Genomic DNA, 24,217 nt, shown 5'->3' with positions numbered 1-24,217 from the left:
GCCTGCATCGCGGGCAAGCCCGGCTCCCACATTTGATTGGGTTTACAACTTTACAGACGTGCGCCCAGGTTTTTTAGTCTGTAGAAGGTGCGAAAACACCGCATGCAAATCATCCGACGCGCTCTCTTCATCGAGGTTGAGCTTGCTGTCGATATGATCCATATGATGCATCATCAAGTTCACCGCCAGCACCGCATCGCGGGCTTCGATCGCGTCGATCAACTGGGTGTGCTCATCGTAGGAACAGTGCGAGCGGTTGCCGCTTTCGTACTGGGCGATGATCAATGAGGTCTGGGACACCAGGCTGCGCTGGAAGCTGATCAACGGCGCGTTCTTGGCCGCTTCGGCCAGTTTCAGGTGGAACTCGCCCGAAAGACGGATACCGGCACCGCGATCACCGCGGGAGAAACTGTCGCGCTCGTCATTGACCATCTGGCGCAACTCGGCCAATTGCTCAGCGGTAGCGTGCTGCACCGCCAACTCCGTGATCGCGCGCTCCACCAGACGCCGGGCCATGAACACCTGGCGCGCTTCTTCCACACTGGGGCTGGCAACCACTGCGCCGCGATTGGGCCGCAGCAGTACCACGCCTTCATGGGCCAGGCGCGACAGTGCGCGGCGAATGATGGTGCGGCTAACGCCAAAGATCTCGCCCAGTGCCTCTTCACTCAATTTGGTTCCGGGTGCCAGGCGTTGTTCGAGGATCGCCTCGAAGATATGCGCGTAGACGATATCGTCCTGGGTTCCGCTGCGACCGGTCTTGCCGGCTCGCGGTTGTTTCTTGAGAGGTTGCAACTGTTCGTTCATGGGCACTCGGGTAGGGAGAACGGCGGCGAATTAACGGTAATACGGCAAATTCAAGGTAATACGGCAACTACGGGTCGCTGGCAAGTATCACCTAAAAACAGCGCACATTGTACACAACCCAATGCGCCAACACACTGTACGGCTGTTTGCGGCCCCGGCTGTATTGCAATGACTCGTTACGTTTGAGTTTAGGCTTGAATCTGCGCCGTCACCGGCAAATCCCAGGTAAAAGGAACACCCTTCCATGACCGACGCCACCCAAGCGCCCTTGCGCCCGCTGGCCGACACCTCCCCCTCGGCCATCGTCGCCGGTTTTATCGCCATGATGACCGGCTACACCAGCTCCCTGGTGCTGATGTTCCAGGCCGGCCAAGCCGCCGGTTTGACCACCGCACAGATTTCTTCGTGGATCTGGGCGATTTCCATCGGCATGGCGGTATGCAGCATCGGCCTGTCCCTGCGCTATCGCACACCCATCACCATCGCCTGGTCCACACCCGGCGCGGCGCTGTTGATCACCAGTTTAGGCGGCGTGAGTTATGGCGAAGCCATCGGCGCCTACATCACCTGCGCAGTGCTGGTGACCCTATGCGGGATGACCGGCAGCTTTGAAAAACTGGTCAAGCGCATCCCTGCATCGCTGGCGGCGGCGTTGCTGGCGGGGATCCTGTTCAAGATCGGCAGCGAAATCTTCGTCGCTGCGCAGCATCGCACCGGTCTGGTACTGGGGATGTTTTTCACCTACCTGATCATCAAGCGCCTGTCGCCGCGCTATGCCGTGCTTGCCGCGCTACTGATAGGCACCGCGCTGTCGGGGCTGATGGGGTTGCTGGACTTCAGCGGTTTTCATCTGGAAGTGGCGACGCCCGTATGGACCACACCGCATTTCTCACTGGCGGCGACCATCAGCATCGGTATCCCGCTGTTTGTGGTGGCCATGACCTCGCAGAACATGCCCGGGGTCGCCGTGCTGCGGGCCGACGGCTACACCGTGCCGGCTTCGCCGCTGATCACCACCACCGGCCTGGCCTCGCTGGTGTTGGCACCGTTCGGCTCCCACGGCATCAACCTGGCGGCGATCAGCGCGGCGATCTGCACCGGGCCGCACGCCCATGAAGACCGCAACAAGCGCTACACCGCTGCGGTGTGGTGTGGGGTGTTCTATGGGATTGCCGGGGTATTCGGCGCCACGCTGGCAGCATTGTTCGCAGCCCTGCCCAAGGAACTGGTGCTATCGATTGCGGCGCTGGCGTTGTTTGGCTCGATCATCAACGGCCTGAGCATTGCCATGAATGAGCCGAAGGAGCGCGAAGCGGCGCTGATCACCTTTATGGTCACCGCGTCAGGCTTGACGTTGTTTTCCATCGGGTCGGCGTTCTGGGGGATTGTGGCGGGGGTGTTGACGCTGTTGATTCTGAATTGGCGCAAGGCATAAAAAAACGGCGACCCTCAGGTCGCCGTTTTGTTTAGTATCACTTAGCCGCGTTGATCGGCTTTTCCGGATACCACACGTCCAGCAACGGGCTGACTTCAGCCTTGGTCAGCTCGGAACGGGTTTTCAGCCAGGCTTCGACAGCAGCGCGCTGCTCTTCGGACACCGAGCCACGCTTCTGCAGGCAAACCAGACCGTAGTCATCGCCGCCGACATAGCCCAGACCATTGGCTTCCATGGCTTCTTTGATGAATGCTTCGAGGAAAGCGTCGATAGCTTCTTCACTCAGGCCTTCGTTGAAGTCCAGGTTCAGTTCGAAACCCAGCTCTTGAAATTCATCAACGCACAGTTTTTTGCGCAGACGCTGGGAACGGTTAGTCGCCATTGGAACAATCCTCATAAGTAATAACGGGCGGCACTTTAGCAGTTTAAGGCGGCAATTGCCCGACTCTCTGGGACGGGCGGCGCATCGGCAGTTAAAAAAACCTGATTAGCGGCTATCGTTCAGCTACAAGTGAAGCCACCTTGGGGCATAATGCCGACACTTTCGTGACCATTGAGGGATTTTCTTATATACCCCTCGCCTTTTTCACCCTTCTCAGCAGTAGGGTTTTATTTCTTATGATCAAATCGTTGCGTTCTGTATTACTTGCCAGTGTCCTTTTGCCTTTGGCCCTTTCGGCCACTGCCGCCCCCATCAATACTGCCCTGCCCCCCAGCGTCGCGCAGGCCTTGCAGAAAGCCAAACTGCCCAATACCGCGTTGTCTCTGGTAATGCTGCCTCTGAACGGCCCCGGTACGCCAACCGTATTCAATGCCGACGTATCGGTGAACCCGGCCTCTACCATGAAGCTGGTGACCACTTACGCGGCCCTGGAGATGCTCGGCCCCAACCACCAGTGGAAGACCGAGTTCTACACCGACGGCACCCTCAGCGGTGGCGTGTTGCGCGGCAACCTGTACCTCAAGGGCGGCGGCGATCCCAAGCTGAACATGGAAAAGCTCTGGCTGCTGATGCGCGACCTGCGTGCCAATGGCGTGCAGCAGGTCACCGGCGACCTGGTACTGGATCGCAACTTCTTCAACCAGCCGCTGTTGCCTGATTTCAATGACGACGGCAACGACGAGAACAAGCCGTTCCTGGTCAAGCCCGATGCCTTGCTGGTCAACCTCAAGGCCCTGCGCTTCGTGACCCGTAATGATTCGGGACGCGTGATCGTGTCGGTCGAACCGCCGATTGCCAGCATTCGCATCGACAACCAGGTGAAAGTCACCAACGCCAAACAGTGCACCGGTGACGTGCGTTACAACCCGGTGACCGCCGCCGACGGCAGTGTGACCGTGACCGTCAGCGGCCAACTGGCTGATGGCTGCAGCTCGCAGACTTACCTGTCACTGCTCGACCACGCCACCTACACCGCCGGCGCCGTGCGTGCGATCTGGAAGGAGCTGGGCGGCACCATCCAGGGCCGCGATATCCAGGCGCCAGTGCCCAAGGATGCCAAGGTGCTGGCCCGCGCATTCTCGCCGGACCTGGCGGAAATCATTCGCGACATCAACAAATACAGCAACAACACCATGGCCCAGCAACTGTTCCTGAGCCTGGGCGCGCAATTTCGCAACGATGCCGATGGCGACGATGCCAAGGCCGCGCAACGCGTCGTGCGCCAATGGCTGGCCAAAAAAGGCATCACCGCACCGCACCTGGTAATGGAGAACGGCTCCGGCCTGTCCCGCGCCGAACGGGTCAGCGCTCGCGAAATGGCGGCCATGCTGCAAGCCGCCTGGAAAAGCCCCTACGCGGCGGAGTACATCAGTTCGATGCCAATCGCCGGCACTGACGGCACCATGCGCAAACGCCTGAAGACCACAGCGATGCGCGGTGAAGCTCACGTGAAAACCGGTACCCTGAACACCGTGCGCGCCATTGCCGGGTTCAGCCGTGACAACAACGGCAACACTTGGGCGGTGGTGGCGATTCTCAACGACTCCAAGCCTTGGGGCGCGTCATCGGTGTTGGACCAGGTGCTCCTGGACCTGTATCGCCAGCCGAAGGCCGTTGCAGCCGCGCCGGTTCTGTAAAGCATCACACTACCCTGCAGGAGCGAGCTTGCTCGCGAAAAACGTCAACGATCACGCGTGTTTCCTGAGTACACGCGGCGTCTATGGTTTTTTCGCGAGCAAGCTCGCTCCTACAGTCAGTAGGGCTTGCTCGCTCCCACACGCCTCGACCCGGTCCCTGCCCGCCTGCTTGGCCACATACACTGCCGAATCAGCGCGCAGCAGCAACCCATCGATATCTTCATCGGTCCGCCAACTGGCCACGCCAAAGCTGGCAGTGACGATGCCCACCGGTTCCATCGGCGTATCGCGCAACGACTGCCACAACTGAGATGCCAGGCTATAGGCCTGGGCACCATTGGTGCTTGGGCACAGCACCACGAATTCTTCCCCACCCAGGCGGCAAAACACGTCGGTACGGCGCAAGCGCTGGCCTATGCGCTTGCACAACTCCTGCAACACCCCGTCGCCCACGGCGTGACCATGCTGGTCGTTGATGCGCTTGAAGTGATCGATATCGAGCATGATCAACGACAACGCACCCGAGGTGCGGTTGATCCGCAGCATCTCGCCCTTGAGCCGATCCTGAAAATAACGCCGGTTATAGATGCCCGTCAGAGAGTCAGTGATGGAGAGCGCGCGCAGTTCTTCCTCGACCCGTTTGAGATCGGAAATATCCGACACATAGCCGTGCCAAAGCGTACCGCCTCCAGGCAGCTCCTCGGGTGTCGCTTCGCCGCGAATCCAGCGCAGGCCCCGCTGGGGCAATTGCACGCGATACTCTTCGCGCCAATGGCTCAATTGCAATGCCGACAAACGTATCGAGGCACGCACCCGCTCGATGTCCAAGGGGTGAATGCGTTCCATGACCTTGCCTGCATCCTGCTGTAATGCGCCAAGTTCGATTTCATAGATATCGCGCATACCTTCGCTGGCGTAGATGAAACGCCCATTGCCCTGCAGGTCCTGGGTGAACTGGAAAATCCCGCCAGGCACATGAGCACTGAGTTTTTTCAGCAGACGGTCCCGGGCGGCCAGGGCTTCATAGGCGCGCTTTTGCTCGGTGATATCCAGGTAAATTGCCAAGTGTCCGACCCACAGGCCAAAGTCGTCCAGGAGCACGGTGGCCAGCATGTTGACCGTCAGTTGGGTACCGTCCTTGCGCACCAGCGTCCACTCGCGAGCTTCATGCAGGCTGTCAGGGCTCTCCACCAGCATTGCCTGGCTCGGCGCAATACGCTTGCCTAGCGCCAGGCTCAACGGCACAGCCCGCGCTTCGAGCTCCACCGCCAGGTGCAGGCTTTCCAGGGTCAGGCGACCCAGCACCTCTTCTGCCTTGAAACCCAACATCTGTTCGGCGCCAGCATTGAAGGTGTTGATCACACCGCGCAAATCGGTGGCGATGATCGCGACCTGAGTCGCCGCATTCAGCACACTGCGTAATTGCCCGTGAGCCCCACGCAACTCTTGCTCACGCAAGCGCAACTGCACGGTGCGCTGTTCCACCAGTTTCAGCGCACGCTGGCGCTGGCTGACCAGCACGTAGAGCAAGGCACTGAGCAAGGCGCTGAGCAGCACACCCATGCCCAGAATGGTATTCATCGAGGAATGATTGGCCTTGTCGAACACCTCGCTGGCACGCAGGCTCAGGGCATAGACGTGATCGCCAAGGGTGAGGCGGCGTGTCGCCGTCAGGTCGCTGTTGCCCACCGTATTGCTGGATGCATACAACACCCGTTGCTGCGTATCGGAGGTGTCGACGATCTGCATGACCAGATTATCGCGATTCGGTTTGGGCAACCCATCGGCCACCAGTTGGCGCATGCTGAGCACCGCCATGACAAATCCGTAGGGCTCGCTGCCAACAGCTTTGCTCACTGGCGCCACCAGCAGCACGCCGGCCGCGTAGGCAGGCTCCACGCCCACCAATTGCATGGGCTGTGACACTGCCGGCCTGGCGTTTTTTTGCGCACGCTCCAGGGCTGAACGGCGCAAGGGCTGGGCCAGCAGGTCAAACCCCAAGGGCGAACCCAGCAAGCTCTGCGTCTGGCTGTACAACACCGGTACGTATTCATCGCGCTCGGGCGCGGGCGCCAACTCACCCAAGCCATTGAGTTCACGGATGCTGAAAGGGATGCCACGCTGACGGGAAATCTCTCGCTCGAACGCCCTGCGCTGCTCACGAAATATGCGCGGTGCCCAGGCGTAGGCACGCGCATTGAGCAGCAGTGGCTGGGCGAAGCCGTCGAACTCGGCACGGGAGACATCGCCGGAGTTGATGAAGAAACGCTGCAGGCTACCCAGGCGTAGCTCCTGATCCTCAAAACGCTCCTGGATGCGGGTGTAGCGCTCATTGACCAGCAACTGGAAACGCTGGCGCACCTGTTGCTGATACAGGTCGGCAGTCGCCCACGCGACAACCATCGTCAACGCGCTGCCAGCCAACAACACCACCAATGCCACCAGCCAAGCCGACGCCTGTTCACTGATAAAACCAAGGATTTTTGGGCGGACAGCTTGCATCGGCATAGGCAACACTCACAACGCCAGTGTGCGGGGGTGTCACGTTGGCTGGGGTTTAAGTTATAGCCATTGGTCGGGTGTTTGACCAGCCTAAAAACTGCAGGGGCTTAATGTGGGAGGGGGCTTGCTCCCGATAGCGGTGGATCAGCCATTCCATTGGTGACTGATACTCTGCTATCGGGAGCAAGCCCCCTCCCACACTGGATACTCGGCGCATTCAGAACTGCTGATATTAATCAGCGAGCAGTGATTTTCCAGGCCCGGTGGATCTTCGCATTGCGCGCAAAATCCGGGTCGATGGTCTTGTCGCTGATCTCTTCGACCGCATAGCGTTCGCTGAGGTTGTCTTCCAACTGGAACTTGCGGAAGTTGTTGGAGAAGTACAGCACGCCACCCGGCGCCAGGCGCGCCATGGCCAGGTCGAGCAACTGCACGTGGTCACGCTGCACGTCGAAGATACCTTCCATGCGCTTGGAGTTGGAGAAGGTCGGCGGATCGATGAAAATCATATCGAACTCATCGCGACTGGCCTCCAGCCACGCCATGACATCACCCTGCTCCAGGCGGTTCTTGTCGGAGAAACCGTTAAGGGAGAAGTTGCGACGCGCCCAGTCCAGATAGGTTTTGGACAGGTCGACGCTGGTGGTGCTGCGCGCTCCACCCTTGGCAGCATGGACGCTGGCGGTGGCGGTGTAGCAATACAGGTTGAGGAAGCGCTTGCCGGCCGCTTCTTTCTGGATGCGCATACGCATCGGGCGGTGGTCGAGGAACAGGCCGGTATCCAGGTAGTCGGTGAGGTTGACCAGCAGCTTCACGCCACCTTCGCTGACCTCGGTGAACTTGCCCTGGGCGCTCTGGCGTTCGTATTGCTTGGTGCCGCTCTGACGCTCGCGACGCTTGACCACCACGCGGCTCTTGTCGACGTTCAGGGCCTGGGGAATCGCTGCCAGGGCGTCGAACATGCGCGCCGAAGCTTTTTCCGGGTCGATGGATTTTGGTGCCGCGTATTCCTGTACGTGAACCCAATCGTGGTACAGGTCGATGGCCATGGAGTACTCGGGCATGTCGGCGTCATACACACGGTAGCAATCCACGCCTTCACGCTTGGCCCATTTGCCCAGCAGCTTGAGGTTCTTTTGCAGGCGGTTGGCAAACATCTGCCCGCCTTCGCTCAAGCGCGCCTGTTCGACCACCGGGGCCGGGGCTGGCTTGATCGGGTTGCCGTTCTTGTTGTACTGGCGCTCAACGGGCTCGGTCGGCGCCTGGTCGTAAGCCGCTTGCTCACGCTCAGCCTGGCGCTGCTCCGGCGTGCGACGTTCGCCGGTGACGAACTGATCCGGGTTGACCTTGATCAGCAGCAATTTGCACGGCAGCGCGCCGTTCCAGAACGAATACTGTTTGTGGCTGCGGATGCCCATGCGCTTGCCCAGGTCCGGCGCGCCGGTGAACACCGCGGCTTCCCAGCCCATGCAGGCCTGGCGCAGGCGCTCGCCGAGGTTCTGGTAGAGGTACAACAGGCTGGCTTCGTCACCCAGGCGCTCACCGTAGGGTGGGTTGCAGATCACCAGGCCTTTCTGGTTCTGGTCCGGGCGCGGCTCGAACGTGCCCACTTCGCCCTGGTACACCTTGATCCAGTGGCTCAGGCCGGCGCGTTCGATGTTATTGCGGGCGGGTTGAATCAGGCGCGGGTCGGCTTCGTAACCGCGGACCCACAACGGTGGCTTGTTCATACCAATGGCCGCACGCTCGCTGGCCTCGGTGTGCAGCTTTTTCCACAGCGCCGGGACGTGGCCCAGCCACGTGGTGAAACCCCACAGCTCGCGGTTGAGGTTGGGGGCCATGTCGGCGGCGATCATCGCGCCTTCAACCAGGAAGGTGCCGACGCCGCACATCGGGTCGGTCAGCGCGCCGCCTTCGGCAGCAATGCGTGGCCAGCCGGCACGAATCAGGATCGCCGCTGCCAGGTTTTCCTTCAGCGGTGCCGCGCCCTGCTGCAGGCGGTAGCCACGCTGGTGCAGGCTGTGGCCGGAAAGGTCCAGGGACAGGATCGCTTCGCCACGGTCCAGGCGCAGGTGAATGCGCAGGTCCGGGTTGATCTTGTCGATGGATGGACGCTCGCCGGTTGGGGTGCGCAGCTTGTCGACGATCGCATCCTTGACCTTCAGCGCGCCGAAGTGGGTGTTGTCGATGCCCGAGCCGTGACCGCTGAACTCCACCGCGAGGGTACCGTCGGGGACCATGTGGTCAGCCCATTCGATGTCCAGCACGCCGTGGTAAAGATCCTCGGCGTCTTTCATCGGGAAACGCTTGAGTACCAGCAACACGCGGTTGGCCAGGCGCGACCAGAGGCACAAGCGGTAGGCGGTTTCCATGTCGGCCATGCCGCGCACGGCCGAGGTGTGCTCGCGGGCTTCCTCAAGGCCAAGCCCGACGGCTTCCTCGATCAGCAGGCCTTCGAGGCCCTTGGGGCAGGTGAGGAAGAGTTCAAAACGGTCCGACATGGGGCATTCCAGGCTTTTCAGCAATAAGTGAACCGGCGACGCATCGCCGGTTCGGTTTTCAATCAAGCACTTTTCTTGAAGAGTGCTCGCGTGGCACGAATGTGCCGTCCCACCCCGCTTTCCGGGCCGTTGAGCCTTGTTTGACGGGGCAGAGAAACAATGTGAAGCAACAAAAGGAAATATTCAGACCCTTCGTCGAATAATAACCGACTGCAACAGGCGGGCATTCTCACTAAAGGATTAACCCGCTTCGCTGTGCAGGGCACATCATAGCTGGCTTTGCTGCATAAAAGGGGCGAAAAACCATCCCAGCTTATGGCTATAGCATCGTTATCGTTACGTGCTTATGACAAAACGATCATTGAATACATGTGACCTATTGGTTAGAACTCAACACAGGTTGGCGCCGTAACGACGCCGACACATCGGCTCGCCACGCCGGCAGCGAGCCCACCAACGGCAGAAAAACTCTGCCCGGCCTTGGACAAGGCCGAAGGATATCTAGACAGTCAACAAGTGAGGGAAACACCCTATGAGAAGACTTAAGCGTGATCCGTTGGAAAGAGCATTTTTACGCGGATATCAATATGGCGTTCATGGAAAATCCCGTGAGCTTTGCCCATTTACTCTACCGTCGGTACGCCAAGCCTGGATCAACGGCTGGCGAGAAGGACGCGGCGACAATTGGGACGGTATGACTGGCACTGCGGGCATCCACAGACTCAACGAACTTCACGCCGTCGGCTAATCAGGGGCATTTTATTCCGACACACATCTTTGAATGAGTAACGACTTAACCACGCGCGCCCCATCCGGGCGGCGGGCTTCGGCCCAGGGGCTCCTTTATGGAGCCCTTTTTATTGCCTGGCAGATTGTCAGCGCAGGGCAGCGATGGCATCCACCGACTCGCGAATCAACGCCGGCCCCTTATAGATAAAGCCGGAGTACAACTGCACCAGGCTGGCGCCAGCCGCGATCTTCTCGGCCGCGTGCTTGCCTTCGGTAATACCGCCCACCGCGATGATCGGCAAACGCCCGGCCAACTCGGCCGCCAGCACCTTGACGATATGGGTGCTCTTGTCCCGTACCGGCGCGCCGGACAGGCCGCCCGCCTCGTCGCCATGGGCCAGCCCCTCGACGCCCACGCGGCTGAGGGTGGTGTTGGTCGCAATCACTGCGTCCATGCCCGCATCCACCAGGGCCTGGGCCACCAGTACGGTTTCTTCATCGCTCATGTCCGGGGCGATCTTGATTGCCAGGGGTACGCGCTTGCCATGACGCACGGCCAAGTCTTCCTGACGCTGGCGCAAGGCTTCGAGCAGTTGTTTGAGGGAGTCACCGAATTGCAGGCTACGCAGGCCCGGGGTATTGGGCGAGCTGACGTTGACGGTGACGTAGCTGGCGTGGGCATAAACCTTGTCCAGGCAGATCAGGTAATCGTCCACTGCACGCTCCACCGGCGTGTCAAAGTTCTTGCCGATATTGATCCCGAGGATGCCTGTGTATTTTGCCGCTTGAACCCGCGATAACAGGTGATCGACGCCGAGGTTGTTGAAACCCATGCGATTGATGATCGCCTCTGCGTCCGGCAGGCGGAAAATGCGTGGCTTGGGATTTCCCGGCTGTGGCCGTGGCGTCACGGTGCCGATTTCAACGAAGCCGAACCCCAACTGTGCAAACCCGTCGATGGCCGCGCCGTTTTTGTCCAGGCCGGCTGCCAGGCCGACCGGATTGGGAAAATCCAGGCCCATCACCGACACCGGCACTTTCGCCGCAGCCTTGCATACCAGGCCATTGAGCCCCAGGCGGCCACCGGCACCGATCAAGTCCAGGGACAGATCGTGGGAGGTTTCCGGGGAGAGTTTGAACAACAGCTGGCGGGCCAAGGTATACATGGGCGGGCTAGACTCGGATGGCGGCAAAAGGTGACGCGATTATAGCCGGGGTGGCGGGCCTCATGCGAGGCGTGCTGCGGTCATCGGCGCTGAGCAATCAACGCCTGATAACGCACCCAGATCCTTTCGGCGTAGCGCTGGCGCAACGCCTCACGCTGCGGGCCAGGGCCCGGTCCAACATTGTAGGAACCCACCGCCATCCAGTTGTAGCCGAAACGCTGAATAAACTCGGCCAGAATCGAGGCACCGACTTGCACCGACAAACAAGGTTCGCTCAACAACCGCTCCTCGGTAATGCCCTGTTTGAGCAAACGCGGCAGGTGGATGCTGTTGATCTGCATCAAGCCGATATCACGCGTGCCATTGCGGTTGGCGTAGTTGATCGCCTGCACGCGCAAACCCGATTCGACATCAGCGATAGCCTGCAACAGTTCCGGTTCGAGATCGTACCGGCTGGCCGCCTCGTCCCAGCAATAGGCCAGTACCTGGTGACTGCCCATCAGCCCACTGAGCAGCAGTACCACGCTCCAAACCTTAAGCATTGCTGGCCTGGCCACACACAGAGCACACATGCACGACACCCCGTGGTGGTTCCCCCACCCGCACCGGGCACGTAAAGCGATACCCCTTGCCATAAATCGTCTTGATAAACCCTTTGTCGGCCCTCAAATGTTTGCGCAGGGAATAGATACAGCGCGTCAGTGACTCATCGGCCACCTCTCCCCGGGGCCAGGCCAGCTCCAGCAGGCGATCCTTGGTCATCAGCGTGCCACCGGAGGCCAGCAACAATCGCAGCACATGCCACTCCTTGGGCGGCAACTGAATATCCGCATCGCCGCCCGTCAACCGGCCATCGCCATGCAAGGTCCAGCGAGCGAAGACCAGGGAGGTCGTCGATTCATCAATCACGACGGCCATACGCACCTCTGCTTTTTACTACTGACATTCACATCCTTAGTTTCCGTACCGGCTCACCTGCCAATGTCACGACTATAAAAAACCGGCCTACGGCTCGCGCTAGGACAAAGCCCATTCGGGCGCCCTTTTTTGGAAACTTTCGGTCAGACAATTCTCCTGACGCACTTATTGGGGTAGCCATTCCTGATACGTCTCCTGCAACTCAACCCCCAGCCGATCCTCCAGTTGCACCAGCTCACCCAACGCCATCAGTTGCCCATTGACCCGTACCTCCACACATCGAGTCGCCCCTGGATCCAGAGGCAGCACCTTCCCCGGTGCGAACGCAGCCAAACGCTTGCGGCTGATCAATTGCTCCTGCAGCAGTATTTCCAGGTGCATGGACAAACGCCTTTTTCATGGGGAAAACTCACGATCGGTGCGCAGGAACGCACGCTGCACACGCTCATGTTGTGCTGTGCTCAATTGCGCAGGCGCGGGAGGTGGCGGTAATGGGTCAGGGCCTGACGAAACGTCATCCTGGACCGTGGCGCTATCCAGCTCCGCCACCAGTTTTTCGATAAGACTCACCTGGGCAGGCTGGCCCTTGATCAACAAACTGTTGGTATCCGAATAGGCCACCAACACCAGGCTACCGTCTGCCAATTGACCTTTCTGCTCAGGGGATAGCCGGGCTTCGATCATGGCAGCCATACCCGGTACGCGGACCTTATTGGCACCCTCTCCTTGCTGGCGGTCCTGAACAGCTGCATTGATCACCTGGACAACGCCGAATGCCGTTGCGCCTTCGGGCTGCTTGCGGCGTGGCTGGTCCATCAGGCTGGCCAGCCGCAAGACATGATCGACATAGCTCGGTGGCCCGTAAACGTAGAACGTACGTGCCCCGCTCTCACGCAATGGGTAGCGCGGCTCATCCAGCCCCGCACGCCGCATGATGCCGCGCAGCCGACTGACCGAGATATGCCGCAGCACTACCGCAGAACTACGCACCTCATCGGCGGTGTAGAGATGCACCACTTGCCCGCTGCGGTGCCAGATCAGGTCTTGCTGCTCAGCGAGGGTTTCCAGGACCCGTTGCGGCGCTGCAAAGTCGAAGGTTCCGCTGATGTGCCTGCGCGCCACCGCACGGCTGGTGACCACAGGCAGGCCCAATGGCCCCGAGAGCGCGGTAAAGAAAGTATCCAGACCTTCATCCTGCGCCTGGTAGGCCTGGCCCCAGGCTGCGCGGCTACCCAGCAACAGGGCGGCACACAGTAACCCGCAGTGCAGCCAGCGGCAGTTCATGGGGTTCGGGGAATCAGTGTGCACCGTGGGTATTCCTGGGCGATCTGGCCTGAAGAAGCGGCCATACTGCGAGGCGCAAGAGGTTCAATCATGATGGAAAGTTGACGGCAGACTGCACCACGCCCCCGTGGCATGTGCCTTGCTTCGCACTTTGTATCAGGCCCGCACCAAAGGCGGCGCGGGCCTACGGACAAAGGCGTCGTTACCCGGCAATGGCCTGTCACGCCAAGCCGGGAAACGACGCGTTTTTTTTTCAGAAAAGGCAGGTATTGATGAACGATCCGCTGGCTTGGGTAAACGGCAGCGATGCCCCGGAAAAGAGCAGCCTTGACCTGGGGTTCATGGCCCTGACCGATTGCGCGTCGCTGGTGGTCGCTGCCACCCAGGGCTTCGCCCAGCCCTACGGCCTCACACTGAACCTCAAGCGCCAATCATCCTGGGCCAACCTGCGGGACAAGCTGGTCAGTGGCGAGCTGGACGCCGCCCACGGTCTGTACGGGCTGATCTATGCCGTGCATCTGGGCATCGGCGGCGTTGCGCCTACCGACATGGCCGTACTGATGGGCCTCAACCAGAACGGTCAGAGCATCAACCTGTCCCACGGCCTGCAACACCAGGGAGTGGTCACTCCTGAAGCGCTGGAACGCCACGTGCACCAAAGCCGGACAAAACTGACCTTCGCCCAGACATTTCCCACGGGCACCCACGCCATGTGGTTGTATTACTGGCTGGCGAGCCAAGGCATTCATCCATTGCAGGATGTGAACAGCGTGGTGGTGCCGCCGCCGCAAATGGTGGCGCACCTGCAGGCCGGACGCATCGACGGTTTTTGTGTCGGCGAGCCTTGGAGTGCCAGTGCAGTGCAACATCATCAAGGCTTTACTCTGGCGACCACCCAGGCGATCTGGCCCAATCATCCGGAAAAGGTCCTGGGCTGCACCCAGGCGTTCGTCGACGCGTTTCCCAATACCGCCCGCCTATTGGTCATGGCGATCCTCGAGGCCAGCCGGTTTATCGAACAGAGCATTGAAAACCGCCGTTCCACCGCGCAGTTGCTCAGCGCTCGCGACTACCTCGACGCCCCGTTGGACTGCATCGAGCCGCGTCTGCTGGGTCATTACGAGGACGGCTTGGGTAACCAGTGGCAGGATCCCCATGCTTTGCGCTTTTTCGCCGGTGGCGAGGTGAATTTGCCCTACCTCAGCGACGGCATGTGGTTCATGACCCAGTTCCGGCGTTGGGGCTTGTTGCGTGAAGACCCTGACTACCTCGGCGTCGCCTGCCAGGTCCAGCAATTGGCACTGTATCGCCAGGCCGCCGATGCGCTGGGCCTCAGCGTTGGCGACGCGCCGATGCGCAGCAGTCAATTGATCGACGGCAAAATCTGGGACGGCTCCGACCCCGCCGGTTACGCCCGCAGCTTCCGCCTCAATGCCCTGGGCGATGACAACCACCGTCAAGCGCTGCGCTGACAGGAGCTCAATGATGCTACGAATCCTGTTGATCAATGACACCCCGCGCAAGGTCGGGCGCCTCAAGGCCGCCCTGACCGAAGCCGGCTTCGAGGTGATCGATGAATCCGGCCTGACCATCGACCTGCCCGCACGCGTCGAAACAGTGCGCCCGGACGTGATCCTGATCGATACCGAGTCACCCGGCCGCGATGTGATGGAGCAAGTGGTGTTGGTCAGCCGCGACCAGCCCCGGCCTATCGTGATGTTTACCGATGAGCATGACCCGAATGTGATGCGCCAGGCAATCAAGTCCGGCGTCAGTGCCTATATCGTCGAAGGCATTCAGGCCCAACGCCTGCAACCGATCCTTGATGTGGCCATGGCCCGCTTCGAGAGTGACCAGGCCCTGCGCGCGCAGTTGCAGGCCCGCGACCTGCAATTGGCCGAACGTAAACGCATCGAGTTGGCCAAGGGCCTGCTGATGAAAATGAAGAGCTGTAATGAAGAAGAGGCGTACACCCTGATGCGCCGTCAGGCCATGAGTCGCCAGCAGAAACTGATCCAGGTGGCAGAGCAGATTATTGCCATGAGCGAGTTGCTCGGCTGATCTGGCTCAGCTCTTGCTAAAGAATCCTCACAGGTAACCAACGGCGGTTGCCCCTCCACGACAAAGACGTCGCCCACCCGGTTTGCCCTCGCGAACCCGGTGGCGGCGTTTTTTCGTTTCAGACCCCCAACCGTTGAGGTGCGTGATGAAATCAAGCTTCTGGAAATCCGGGCATACCCCGACCCTGTTTGCCGCGTTCCTGTATTTCGACCTGAGTTTCATGGTCTGGTACCTGTTGGGCCCGCTGGCGGTGCAAATTGCCGCCGACCTGCACCTGACCACCCAGCAGCGCGGCCTGGTGGTGGCCACGCCGATCCTGGCGGGCGCGGTCCTGCGTTTTCTGATGGGCATGTTGGCCGACAAGCTGTCACCCAAGACCGCTGGGCTGATAGGCCAAGTGATTGTGATCGTGGCGCTGTTCTGCGCCTGGAAGCTGGGGATCCACAGTTACGAGCAAGCCTTGCTGCTGGGCGTGTTTCTGGGCATGGCCGGTGCCTCCTTTGCCGTGGCTCTGCCCCTGGCATCGCAGTGGTATCCCGCAGAGCACCAGGGCAAGGCCATGGGCATCGCCGGTGCCGGTAATTCCGGCACCGTATTTGCCGCCTTGCTGGCACCGGTGCTGGCGGCTGCGTTCGGCTGGAGCAATGTGTTCGGCTTTGCGCTGATTCCGCTGGTCCTTACCCTGATCGTATTCGCCTGGCTCGCACGCAACGCGCCACAACGTCCGAAAGCCAAGTCCATGGCCGACTACTTCAAGGCCCTGGGCGACCGCGACAGCTGGTGGTTCATGTTCTTCTACAGCGTGACCTTTGGTGGCTTCATCGGCCTGGCCAGCGCCCTGCCCGGCTACTTCAACGACCAATACGGCCTGAGCCCGGTGACCGCCGGTTACTACACCGCGGCCTGCGTGTTCGGTGGCAGCCTGATGCGCCCGCTGGGCGGCGCCCTGGCCGACCGTTTTGGCGGGATCAAGACCCTGCTCGGCATGTACAGCGTGGCGGTGATCTGTATTGCCGCAGTGGGTTTCAACCTGCCCAGCTCCTACGCGGCGCTGGCGCTTTTCGTCTGCACCATGCTCGGCCTGGGTGCCGGAAATGGCGCGGTATTCCAATTGGTGCCGCAGCGTTTTCGCACTGAGATCGGCGTAATGACCGGCTTGATCGGCATGGCCGGTGGCATCGGCGGCTTCGCCCTCGCCGCCGGCATGGGCGCGATCAAACAGAGCACCGGCAGTTACCAGTTGGCGCTGTGGTTGTTCGCCAGCCTCGGAGTGCTGGCCTGGTTTGGCCTGCATGGCGTCAAGCGCCGCTGGAGAACCACCTGGGGCTCGGCTGCGGTCACCGCTGCCCGCGTCTGATGAGCCTTCGACTGAGCGTCGCCCAGGCCAGCGCCATTGGCCCACGCAGTGAAAACCAGGACGCGCTGCGGGTGGTCACGCCCATGGCGGAACTGGCGGCGAGCAAAGGCTACCTGTGCGCACTGGCCGATGGCGTCAGCCAATGCGCCGACGGTGGCCTGGCCGCGCGCTCGACCTTGCAGGCGCTGGCGCTGGACTACTACGCCACGCCGCAGACCTGGGGGGTGGCCCAGGCGCTCGAACGTCTGTTGGTCGCGCAAAATCGCTGGCTGCAAGCCAACGGTGGTGGGCAACCGTTGCTCACCACCCTCAGCGCCCTGGTGTTTCGCGGCCAACGCTTCACGCTGGCCCATGTCGGTGATTGCCGTGCATATCGCTGGTTCGACGGCGAGTTGCAACGCCTCAGCGAAGACCATGTGTGGGAACAGCCGGGTATGCAGCACGTACTCAAACGCGCCCTTGGCCTGGATCAGCACCTGGTGCTGGACTTCCTCGACGGCCAATTGCGCGAGGGCGAATGTTTCCTCTTGCTCAGCGACGGGGTGTGGGCGACGTTGGGCGATCACAGCATCGGCGCGATTCTGCGTGAGCAAGACGACCTCGACCTGGCCGTCAGCACCCTGGTCAGCGCCGCCCACCTGGCCGGCAGCCAAGACAACGCCAGCGCCTTGCTGGTGCGCATCGACCAACTCGGCGCCGCCACCCTCGGCGACGCCTTGGTGCAGTTGCAGCAATGGCCAACGCCGCCGCCGCTGAAGGTTGGGCAGATCTTTGAAGGCTGGGAGGTGCAAAGCGTGCTCGCGCAGAGTCGGCAATCGTTGCTGTACCGCGTGCACGATGCGCAGCGGCAACCCTGGCTGCTCAAGACCTTGCCCTTGCGCCACGATGACACCGACGCCGCCCAAGCCTTGTTATCGGAGGAATGGTTTCTGCGCCGCGTCGCTGGCCGTGCCTTTCCGGAGGTGCATGCCGCCAGTGGTCGTCAGCATTTGTACTACGTGATGCGCGAATACCCCGGGCAGACCCTCGCCCAGCTGTTTCAACAACAAGGCCCGCTGCCGCTGGCGCAATGGCAGTCAATCGCCGAACGCTTGCTGCGAGCCGTGGGCCTGCTGCATCGCCGACAGATTCTGCACCGCGACATCAAGCCGGAAAACCTGCTGCTGGGCGATGACGGGGAACTGCGGGTGCTGGACTTCGGCCTGGCCTACTGCCCTGGCCTTTCTGAAGACCGTGCCCACTTACTGCCCGGCACCCCGAGTTTTATCGCGCCCGAAGCTTTCGCAGGCGAGCATCCTACTGCGCAACAGGATTTGTATAGTGTCGGTGTGACCTTGTATTACCTGCTGACTGGGCATTACCCCTACGGCGAAATCGAAGCCTTCCAACGCCCGCGTTTCAACCAGCCTGTCAGCGCCAGCCGCTATCGCCCTGATCTGCCGGATTGGTTGCCCCACAGCCTGGAGCGCGCCGTGGCCGCCCTGCCCGCACAGCGCTATGAAACTGCCGAAGAATGGCTGCTGGTACTGGAACAGGCCGACCGCCGCGAACTGAGCGTACGGCCACGGCCGCTGCTGGAGCGCGAGCCGCTGAAGGTCTGGCAAACCCTGGCAGTGGCCTCACTGTTGATCAATCTGGTGCTGCTGTACTGGCTGCTGCACCACTAACGAGCAAAATCCACCTCTCTCCTGTTTAAACGCCCAATAAAACTGGGGGTATGCAACTTGGCACAGCTGCTGCATTAGGTCTTCCAACAACCCACATATAGCCGCCCCTTCAACGTCGAAGGGTCGAGCTTCCCGAGAGAACGGGACCAGGACAAAGGCGTCCTCGCTAGCTGACTAGCGGGGACGCCTTTTTTTGTTTGCGCATGATTTGTCGAGCCATTGCGGAGAACGACATGAAAAAACTCAAACTGGTGATGATCGGCAACGGCATGGCCGGGGTTCGCACCCTTGAAGAATTGCTCAAGCTGAGCAGCGAGCTGTACGACATCACCGTGTTCGGCGCCGAGCCCCACACCAACTACAACCGCATCCTGCTGTCGCCGGTGCTGGCCGGTGAGCAAACCTTCGAAGAGATCGTGCTCAACGACCTCGACTGGTACCTGGATAACAACGTCAAGCTACTGCTCAACCGCAAGGTGGTGCAGATCGACCGGGTCAAGCGCAAAGTCATCGCCGAAGACGGCACCGAGGCCGAGTACGATCGCCTGCTGATCGCCACCGGTTCTACGCCGTTTATCCTGCCGATTCCCGGCAACACCTTGCAGGGCGTGATTGGCTACCGCGACATTGCCGATACCCAGGCGATGATCGACACCGCCAAGACCCACAAGCACGCGGTGGTGATCGGTGGTGGCCTGCTCGGCCTGGAAGCGGCCAACGGCCTGATGCTGCGCGGTATGCACGTGACGGTGGTGCATCTCGGTGAATGGCTGCTGGAACGCCAACTGGACAAGACCAGCGGCCAGTTGCTGCAAACCGAACTGGAAAGCCGTGGCCTGGTGTTTCGCCTGTGCGAGCAAACCCAGGCCTTGCATGATGCCGGTAATGGTCGCGTCGGCTCGGTGCAATTCAAAAATGGCGACATCATCCCCGCCGACCTGGTGGTGATGGCCGCCGGTATCCGCCCCAACACCGAACTGGCGGAGAAGTCCGGCATCCCCTGCAACCGTGGGATCCTGGTCAACGACACGATGCAAACCTACGACCCGCGCATCTACGCGATCGGCGAATGCGCCAGCCATCGCGGGATCGCCTATGGCCTGGTGGCGCCGCTGTTCGAACAAGCCAAGGTCTGCGCCAACCACTTGGCCCAACTGGGCTTTGCCACTTACAAAGGCTCGGTGACCTCGACCAAGCTGAAGGTGACCGGCATCGACCTCTTTTCTGCCGGCGACTTCATGGGCGGTGAAGGCACCGAGACCATCACCCTCTCCGACCCGATCGGCGGCGTATACAAGAAGCTGGTAATCAAGGACGACATCCTGGTCGGTGCGTGCCTGTACGGCGATACCGCGGATGGTGGTTGGTACTTCCGCCAGATCCGTGAGAACCACGCAATTGGCGAGATCCGCGATCACCTGATGTTCGGTGAGAACGCCTTGGGCGATGTGGGCCATCAAGGCCAGGACAAAGCCATGAGCATGGCCGACAGCGCCGAAGTCTGCGGCTGCAACGGCGTGTGCAAAGGCACCATCGTCAAGGCAATCCAGGAACAAGGGCTGTTCAGCGTCGATGAGGTGAAAAAACACACCAAGGCCGCCAGCTCCTGCGGTTCCTGTGCCGGGCTGGTTGAGCAGATCCTGATCAACACCGTGGGCGGCGCGGCTGACGTCAAACCCAAAAGCGAAAAGGCCATCTGTGGGTGCAGCGACCTTAATCACGGGCAGATCCGTCAGGCTATCCGCGAGCAGCACTTGCTGACTATCGACAGCACCATGCGCTACCTGAACTGGCGTACCCCCAATGGCTGCGCCACCTGCCGCCCCGCGCTCAACTACTACCTGATTTCAACCTGGCCGGGCGAGGCCAAGGACGACCCGCAATCACGACTGATCAACGAACGGGCCCACGCCAATATTCAGAAAGACGGCACCTACTCTGTAGTCCCACGGATGTGGGGCGGCGTGACCAATCCTTCGGAGCTGCGCCGCATCGCCGATGTGGCCGACAAGTACAACGTGCCGATGGTGAAAGTCACCGGCGGCCAGCGCATCGACTTGCTCGGCATCAAGAAGCAGGACTTGCCAGGGGTGTGGAAGGACCTGGACATGCCGTCCGGCCATGCCTACGGCAAATCCATCCGCACCGTGAAAACCTGCGTGGGCAGCGAGTTCTGCCGTTTCGGCACGCAGAATTCCACCCAACTGGGCATCGAACTGGAGCATGACCTGTTCAATATGTGGTCACCGCACAAGGTCAAGCTGGCGGTGTCCGGTTGCCCACGCAACTGTTCGGAAGCGGGCATCAAGGACGTGGGAATTATCGGTGTCGACTCCGGTTGGGAGATGTATATCGGTGGCAACGGCGGCATCAAGACCGAAGTCGCGGAGTTTTTCGTCAAGCTCAAGACCGCCGATGAAGTGCGCGAATACAACGGCGCATTTCTGCAGCTGTACCGCGAAGAAGCGTTCTACCTGGAACGCACGGTGCACTACCTGCAACGGGTGGGCATGGAGCACATCAAGAAGGCCGTTCTGGAAGACCCGGCCCGCCGCCAGGCGCTCAATGAGCGTTTGCAGTTCTCGCTGTCATTCGAACAGGACCCGTGGAAGGAACGCCTGGAACAGCCGCTGCTGAAAAAGGAGTTCGACGTTATCCCGGTCAAACAACTGGAGGTGTCGCTATGAACTGGCTGGATATCTGCGCCCTTGATGAAATCAATACCCTGGGCTCGCGCATCATCAGTGGGCCCAAAGGCGACATCGCGATTTTTCGTACCAGTGACGACGAAGTCTTCGCCCTTGACGACCGTTGCCCGCACAAGGGCGGCCCGCTCTCCCAAGGCTTAATCTATGGCAAGCGCGTCGCCTGCCCGCTGCACAACTGGCAGATTGACCTGGCGTCCGGCGAAGCCCAGGCGCCGGATATCGGCTGCGCCCACCATCATCAGGCCCGGGTAGAAAACGGCCGGGTGATGCTGGCCCTGCGGGACGCGGGTTGATGAACCGCCAGACCACTGCGTCCACCTGCTGTTATTGCGGCGTGGGCTGCGGCGTGCTGATCGAGCATGACGGCGAGCAGATCCTGGGGGTACAAGGCGATCCGAGCCATCCGGCCAACTTCGGCAAATTGTGCAGCAAAGGCGCCAGCCTGCACCTGACCGGCGACGTGAGCGCACGCGCCCTGTATCCGGAGTTGCGCCTGGGCAAAGGTTTGGCCCGTACCCGTACCGACTGGGACACCGCCCTGGATCACGCCGCCAACGTGTTCGCCGAGACCATCGCCGAACACGGCCCGGACAGCGTGGCGTTCTATATCTCGGGGCAACTATTGACCGAGGATTACTACAGCTTCAACAAGCTGGCCCGGGCGTTGGTGGGCACCAACAATATCGACAGCAATTCTCGGCTGTGCATGTCATCGGCGGTGGTCGGCTACAAACGCAGCCTGGGCGCCGATGCGCCGCCGTGCAGTTATGAAGACCTGGAAAACAGCGACTGCGTGATGATCGTCGGCAGCAATATGGCCTACGCCCACCCGGTATTGTTCCGACGCCTGGAGCAGGCCAAGGCGCAGCGCCCGCAGATGAAAGTGCTGGTGATTGATCCTCGGCGTACAGACACCTGCGATTTGGCTGATCTGCACCTGGCAATCTTGCCGGGGACGGACGTGGCGTTGTTTCACGGGATTTTGCATTTGCTGCTGTGGGAAGACTGGATTGATCGTGCGTTCATCCAGGCCCACACCGATGGCCTGGCCGAGCTCAAACGCCTGGTGCATGACTACACGCCGCAGATGGTCACGCAGTTGTGCGGGATCAGCGTCGAACAACTGCGCCTATGTGCGCAGTGGGTCGGCACATCCAGCAGCTTTTTGTCGCTATGGTGCATGGGCCTCAACCAATCCACTGCCGGCAGCGCAAAAAACAGCGCGTTGATCAACCTGCACTTGGCCACGGGCACCATTGGCAGGCCGGGGTGCGGGCCGTTTTCCCTGACCGGTCAACCGAATGCCATGGGCGGTCGCGAAACCGGCAGCCTGTCCAACCTGCTGCCGGGCCACCGCGAGGCGTCCAACCCGGCACATCGCGCTGAAGTGGCCACCTATTGGGGTGTGGAGCAACTGCCTGCACCCGCCGGCCTTACCGCGATCGAACTGTTTGAACAGATGCAGGCAGGCAAGATCAAGGCCCTGTGGATCGCCTGCACCAACCCTGCACAATCCTTGCCCGACCAGAACGCCGTGCGTGCGGCCTTGGCGGCGTGCCCGTTCGTGGTGTTGCAGGAGGCTTTTCGCACCACCGAAACCGCCACTTATGCCGACCTGCTGTTGCCTGCCGCCAGTTGGGGCGAAAAAGACGGCACGGTCACCAACTCCGAGCGGCGTATTTCCCACGTACGCCGCGCCATCAGCCCACCGGGAGAGGCGCGGGCGGACTGGGCAATTACCGTAGATTTCGCACAGCGCCTGGAGCGTCGCCTACGGCCAGGGTTGCCCAGCCTGTTCGCCTTTGCACAGCCGGCGCAGCTGTTTGACGAGTTCAAGGGGCTCACTCAAGGGCGTGACCTCGACTTGTCCGGTATCAGCCATGGCCTGCTCGACCAACTCGGCCCGCAGCAATGGCCGTTTCCCACAGGCGCACAGACAGGCACAGCGCGCCTTTATAGCGATGGCATCTTCCCCACCGACAATGGCCGGGCGCGGTTTGTGGCCGACCCTTACCGCGCGGCCAAGGAACAACGGGACGCGCGCTTCCCCCTGACCTTGATCACCGGCCGTCTGCGTGACCAGTGGCACGGTATGAGCCGCACCGGCACGGCCGCACAGTTGTTCGGGCATGTCAGTGAAGCGCTGTTGAGCCTGCACCCGGACGAGCTTCGCCGCCACCGCTTCCAGGAAGGTGACCTGGTCAGCCTGAAAAGCCGTCGCGGCAGCGTGATCGTCGCTGTCAGCAGCGATGACAGCGTACGGCCCGGCCAGGCATTTCTGCCGATGCATTGGGGCGACCGCTTTCTCAAGGGCGGCGTCAATGTGATCACCCAACCGGCGTTTGACCCACTGTCCAAACAGCCTGAACTCAAGCACAGCGGGGTGCGTCTGGAAGCCGTGCAACTGCCGTGGCAGCTGTTCGCGTTGATCGAGGGCAATGTGCAGCAGCATTTCGAAGCGCTGCGCCCGCTGTGTGAGGAATTTGCCTACGTCAGCCTTAGCCTGGCCGGCCGTGAACGCCCTGCGTTGCTGGTACGGGCAGCCCATACCGAGGCGCCGGACCTGCATTTGTTGACTCGGATTGACCACTTGCTGGGCCTGAACGACGGTCCGGTCATGGCCTACGACGACCCGCGCCGCTCGATCGGCAAGCGCGTGAAAATCGAAAAAGGCCGTATCACCGCCCTGCGCCTGGCCGGCGAAACCCTGGCCCGCCACTGGTTGCAAAGCCTGTGGCTGGAAGGCCGCGCCGACGAGCAACTGCGACGCTGGCTGTTGGCACCTTTAAGCGCGCCACCCGGTGCCGCAACGGCCAGCAACAAGATTGTGTGCAACTGCAAGAACGTCAGCGAAAACGCCGTGTGTGCGGGCGTTGGACGTGGCCTGGACCTGGATGGACTTAAACGGGAACTGGGTTGCGGCACCCAATGCGGCTCCTGCGTGCCGGAAATCAAACGTCTTTTGGCCAGCAAACCGCAGCCAATCGCCATCAGTGTGTAAGG

19 protein-coding genes are annotated in these 24,217 nt (G+C 60.9%); 10 read left to right on the top strand and 9 right to left on the bottom strand.

The genetic code is table 11. The annotated features are described in order from the left end of the window. Nucleotides 1-42 precede the first annotated feature (42 nt). On the bottom strand, nt 43-807 hold the full coding sequence (locus JH25_RS05400) for a GntR family transcriptional regulator (protein WP_005790335.1): 765 nt from the start codon (nt 805-807) through the stop codon (nt 43-45). 244 nt (nt 808-1,051) lie between these two features. Here JH25_RS05400 and JH25_RS05405 point away from each other — a divergent pair, with 244 nt between their 5' ends. Beyond that, nucleotides 1,052-2,242, top strand: a complete 1,191-nt coding sequence (locus JH25_RS05405) for a benzoate/H(+) symporter BenE family transporter (RefSeq protein WP_032879937.1) — start codon at nt 1,052-1,054, stop codon at nt 2,240-2,242. 37 nt (nt 2,243-2,279) lie between these two features. On the opposite strand, the gene JH25_RS05410 is transcribed toward JH25_RS05405, so the two are convergent. Next, entirely contained in the window at nt 2,280-2,624 is a 345-nt protein-coding gene (locus tag JH25_RS05410) for a YggL family protein (RefSeq protein WP_003193255.1), read from the bottom strand. A 236-nt stretch (nt 2,625-2,860) separates the two neighbouring features. On the opposite strand from JH25_RS05410, the gene dacB reads away from it, so the two are divergent. After that, nucleotides 2,861-4,321, top strand: coding sequence for a D-alanyl-D-alanine carboxypeptidase/D-alanyl-D-alanine endopeptidase (dacB, locus tag JH25_RS05415; RefSeq protein ID WP_005790339.1), 1,461 nt, complete (start codon nt 2,861-2,863; stop codon nt 4,319-4,321). An 81-nt stretch (nt 4,322-4,402) separates the two neighbouring features. Here the strand turns inward: dacB and JH25_RS0127345 are convergent, their stop codons facing one another. Together JH25_RS0127345 and rlmKL are read right to left on the bottom strand one after the other, a co-directional pair. Then, the gene (locus JH25_RS0127345) at nt 4,403-6,829 is read right to left on the bottom strand and encodes a sensor domain-containing diguanylate cyclase (protein ID WP_032879933.1); all 2,427 of its coding nucleotides are present in this window, start codon (nt 6,827-6,829) and stop codon (nt 4,403-4,405) included. Nucleotides 6,830-7,059: 230 nt separating this feature from the next. After that, entirely contained in the window at nt 7,060-9,324 is a 2,265-nt protein-coding gene (gene rlmKL / locus JH25_RS05420) for a bifunctional 23S rRNA (guanine(2069)-N(7))-methyltransferase RlmK/23S rRNA (guanine(2445)-N(2))-methyltransferase RlmL (RefSeq protein WP_032879931.1), read from the bottom strand. Nucleotides 9,325-9,856: 532 nt separating this feature from the next. On the opposite strand from rlmKL, the gene rmf reads away from it, so the two are divergent. After that, nucleotides 9,857-10,072 (top strand): ribosome modulation factor, encoded by a 216-nt coding sequence (gene rmf, locus JH25_RS28305; protein WP_002553055.1) that lies wholly within the window; start codon nt 9,857-9,859, stop codon nt 10,070-10,072. 127 nt (nt 10,073-10,199) lie between these two features. Here the strand turns inward: rmf and JH25_RS05425 are convergent, their stop codons facing one another. The 5 genes from JH25_RS05425 to JH25_RS05445 all read right to left on the bottom strand — a co-directional run bounded on the left by JH25_RS05425 (nt 10,200) and on the right by JH25_RS05445 (nt 13,445). Further along, nucleotides 10,200-11,219, bottom strand: coding sequence for a quinone-dependent dihydroorotate dehydrogenase (locus tag JH25_RS05425; protein WP_005790346.1), 1,020 nt, complete (start codon nt 11,217-11,219; stop codon nt 10,200-10,202). 80 nt (nt 11,220-11,299) lie between these two features. Beyond that, nucleotides 11,300-11,761 carry a transglycosylase SLT domain-containing protein gene (locus JH25_RS05430; RefSeq protein ID WP_032879930.1) on the bottom strand — a complete coding sequence of 154 codons (462 nt, stop codon included), beginning with the start codon at nt 11,759-11,761 and terminating at the stop codon, nt 11,300-11,302. Next, on the bottom strand, nt 11,754-12,137 hold the full coding sequence (locus tag JH25_RS05435) for a winged helix-turn-helix domain-containing protein (protein WP_032879928.1): 384 nt from the start codon (nt 12,135-12,137) through the stop codon (nt 11,754-11,756). Before JH25_RS05435 ends, JH25_RS05430 begins: the two co-directional genes overlap by 8 nt. A gap of 165 nt (nt 12,138-12,302) precedes the next feature. Continuing rightward, on the bottom strand, nt 12,303-12,518 hold the full coding sequence (locus JH25_RS05440) for a FliM/FliN family flagellar motor switch protein (RefSeq protein ID WP_005790352.1): 216 nt from the start codon (nt 12,516-12,518) through the stop codon (nt 12,303-12,305). A gap of 15 nt (nt 12,519-12,533) precedes the next feature. Further along, nucleotides 12,534-13,445, bottom strand: a complete 912-nt coding sequence (locus tag JH25_RS05445; RefSeq protein WP_081883331.1) for a secretin N-terminal domain-containing protein — start codon at nt 13,443-13,445, stop codon at nt 12,534-12,536. A 248-nt stretch (nt 13,446-13,693) separates the two neighbouring features. Between JH25_RS05445 and JH25_RS05450 the strand changes: the two genes are divergently transcribed. The 7 genes from JH25_RS05450 to JH25_RS05480 all read left to right on the top strand — a co-directional run bounded on the left by JH25_RS05450 (nt 13,694) and on the right by JH25_RS05480 (nt 24,215). After that, on the top strand, nt 13,694-14,893 hold the full coding sequence (locus JH25_RS05450) for a CmpA/NrtA family ABC transporter substrate-binding protein (protein ID WP_032879926.1): 1,200 nt from the start codon (nt 13,694-13,696) through the stop codon (nt 14,891-14,893). 13 nt (nt 14,894-14,906) lie between these two features. After that, nucleotides 14,907-15,482 (top strand): ANTAR domain-containing response regulator, encoded by a 576-nt coding sequence (locus tag JH25_RS05455; protein ID WP_005790358.1) that lies wholly within the window; start codon nt 14,907-14,909, stop codon nt 15,480-15,482. Nucleotides 15,483-15,627: 145 nt separating this feature from the next. Next, the gene (locus JH25_RS05460) at nt 15,628-16,839 is read left to right on the top strand and encodes a nitrate/nitrite transporter (protein ID WP_032879925.1); all 1,212 of its coding nucleotides are present in this window, start codon (nt 15,628-15,630) and stop codon (nt 16,837-16,839) included. Then, entirely contained in the window at nt 16,839-18,506 is a 1,668-nt protein-coding gene (locus JH25_RS05465; RefSeq protein ID WP_032879923.1) for a bifunctional protein-serine/threonine kinase/phosphatase, read from the top strand. The genes JH25_RS05460 and JH25_RS05465 overlap by 1 nt, the downstream gene beginning before the upstream one ends. Before the next feature lie 233 nt (nt 18,507-18,739). Then, nucleotides 18,740-21,193 carry a nitrite reductase large subunit NirB gene (gene nirB, locus JH25_RS05470; RefSeq protein ID WP_032879922.1) on the top strand — a complete coding sequence of 818 codons (2,454 nt, stop codon included), beginning with the start codon at nt 18,740-18,742 and terminating at the stop codon, nt 21,191-21,193. After that, entirely contained in the window at nt 21,190-21,507 is a 318-nt protein-coding gene (gene nirD, locus JH25_RS05475) for a nitrite reductase small subunit NirD (protein WP_005790365.1), read from the top strand. The genes nirB and nirD overlap by 4 nt, the downstream gene beginning before the upstream one ends. Beyond that, nucleotides 21,507-24,215, top strand: coding sequence for a nitrate reductase (locus tag JH25_RS05480; RefSeq protein ID WP_032879921.1), 2,709 nt, complete (start codon nt 21,507-21,509; stop codon nt 24,213-24,215). Before nirD ends, JH25_RS05480 begins: the two co-directional genes overlap by 1 nt. The last annotated feature ends 2 nt before the right edge of the window (nt 24,216-24,217 follow it).

The organism is Pseudomonas sp. BRG-100, assembly GCF_000737955.1.
GTDB classification, from domain to species: Bacteria; Pseudomonadota; Gammaproteobacteria; order Pseudomonadales; family Pseudomonadaceae; genus Aquipseudomonas; species Aquipseudomonas synxantha_A.
This window is presented reverse-complemented; position numbering and strand designations above follow the sequence as displayed.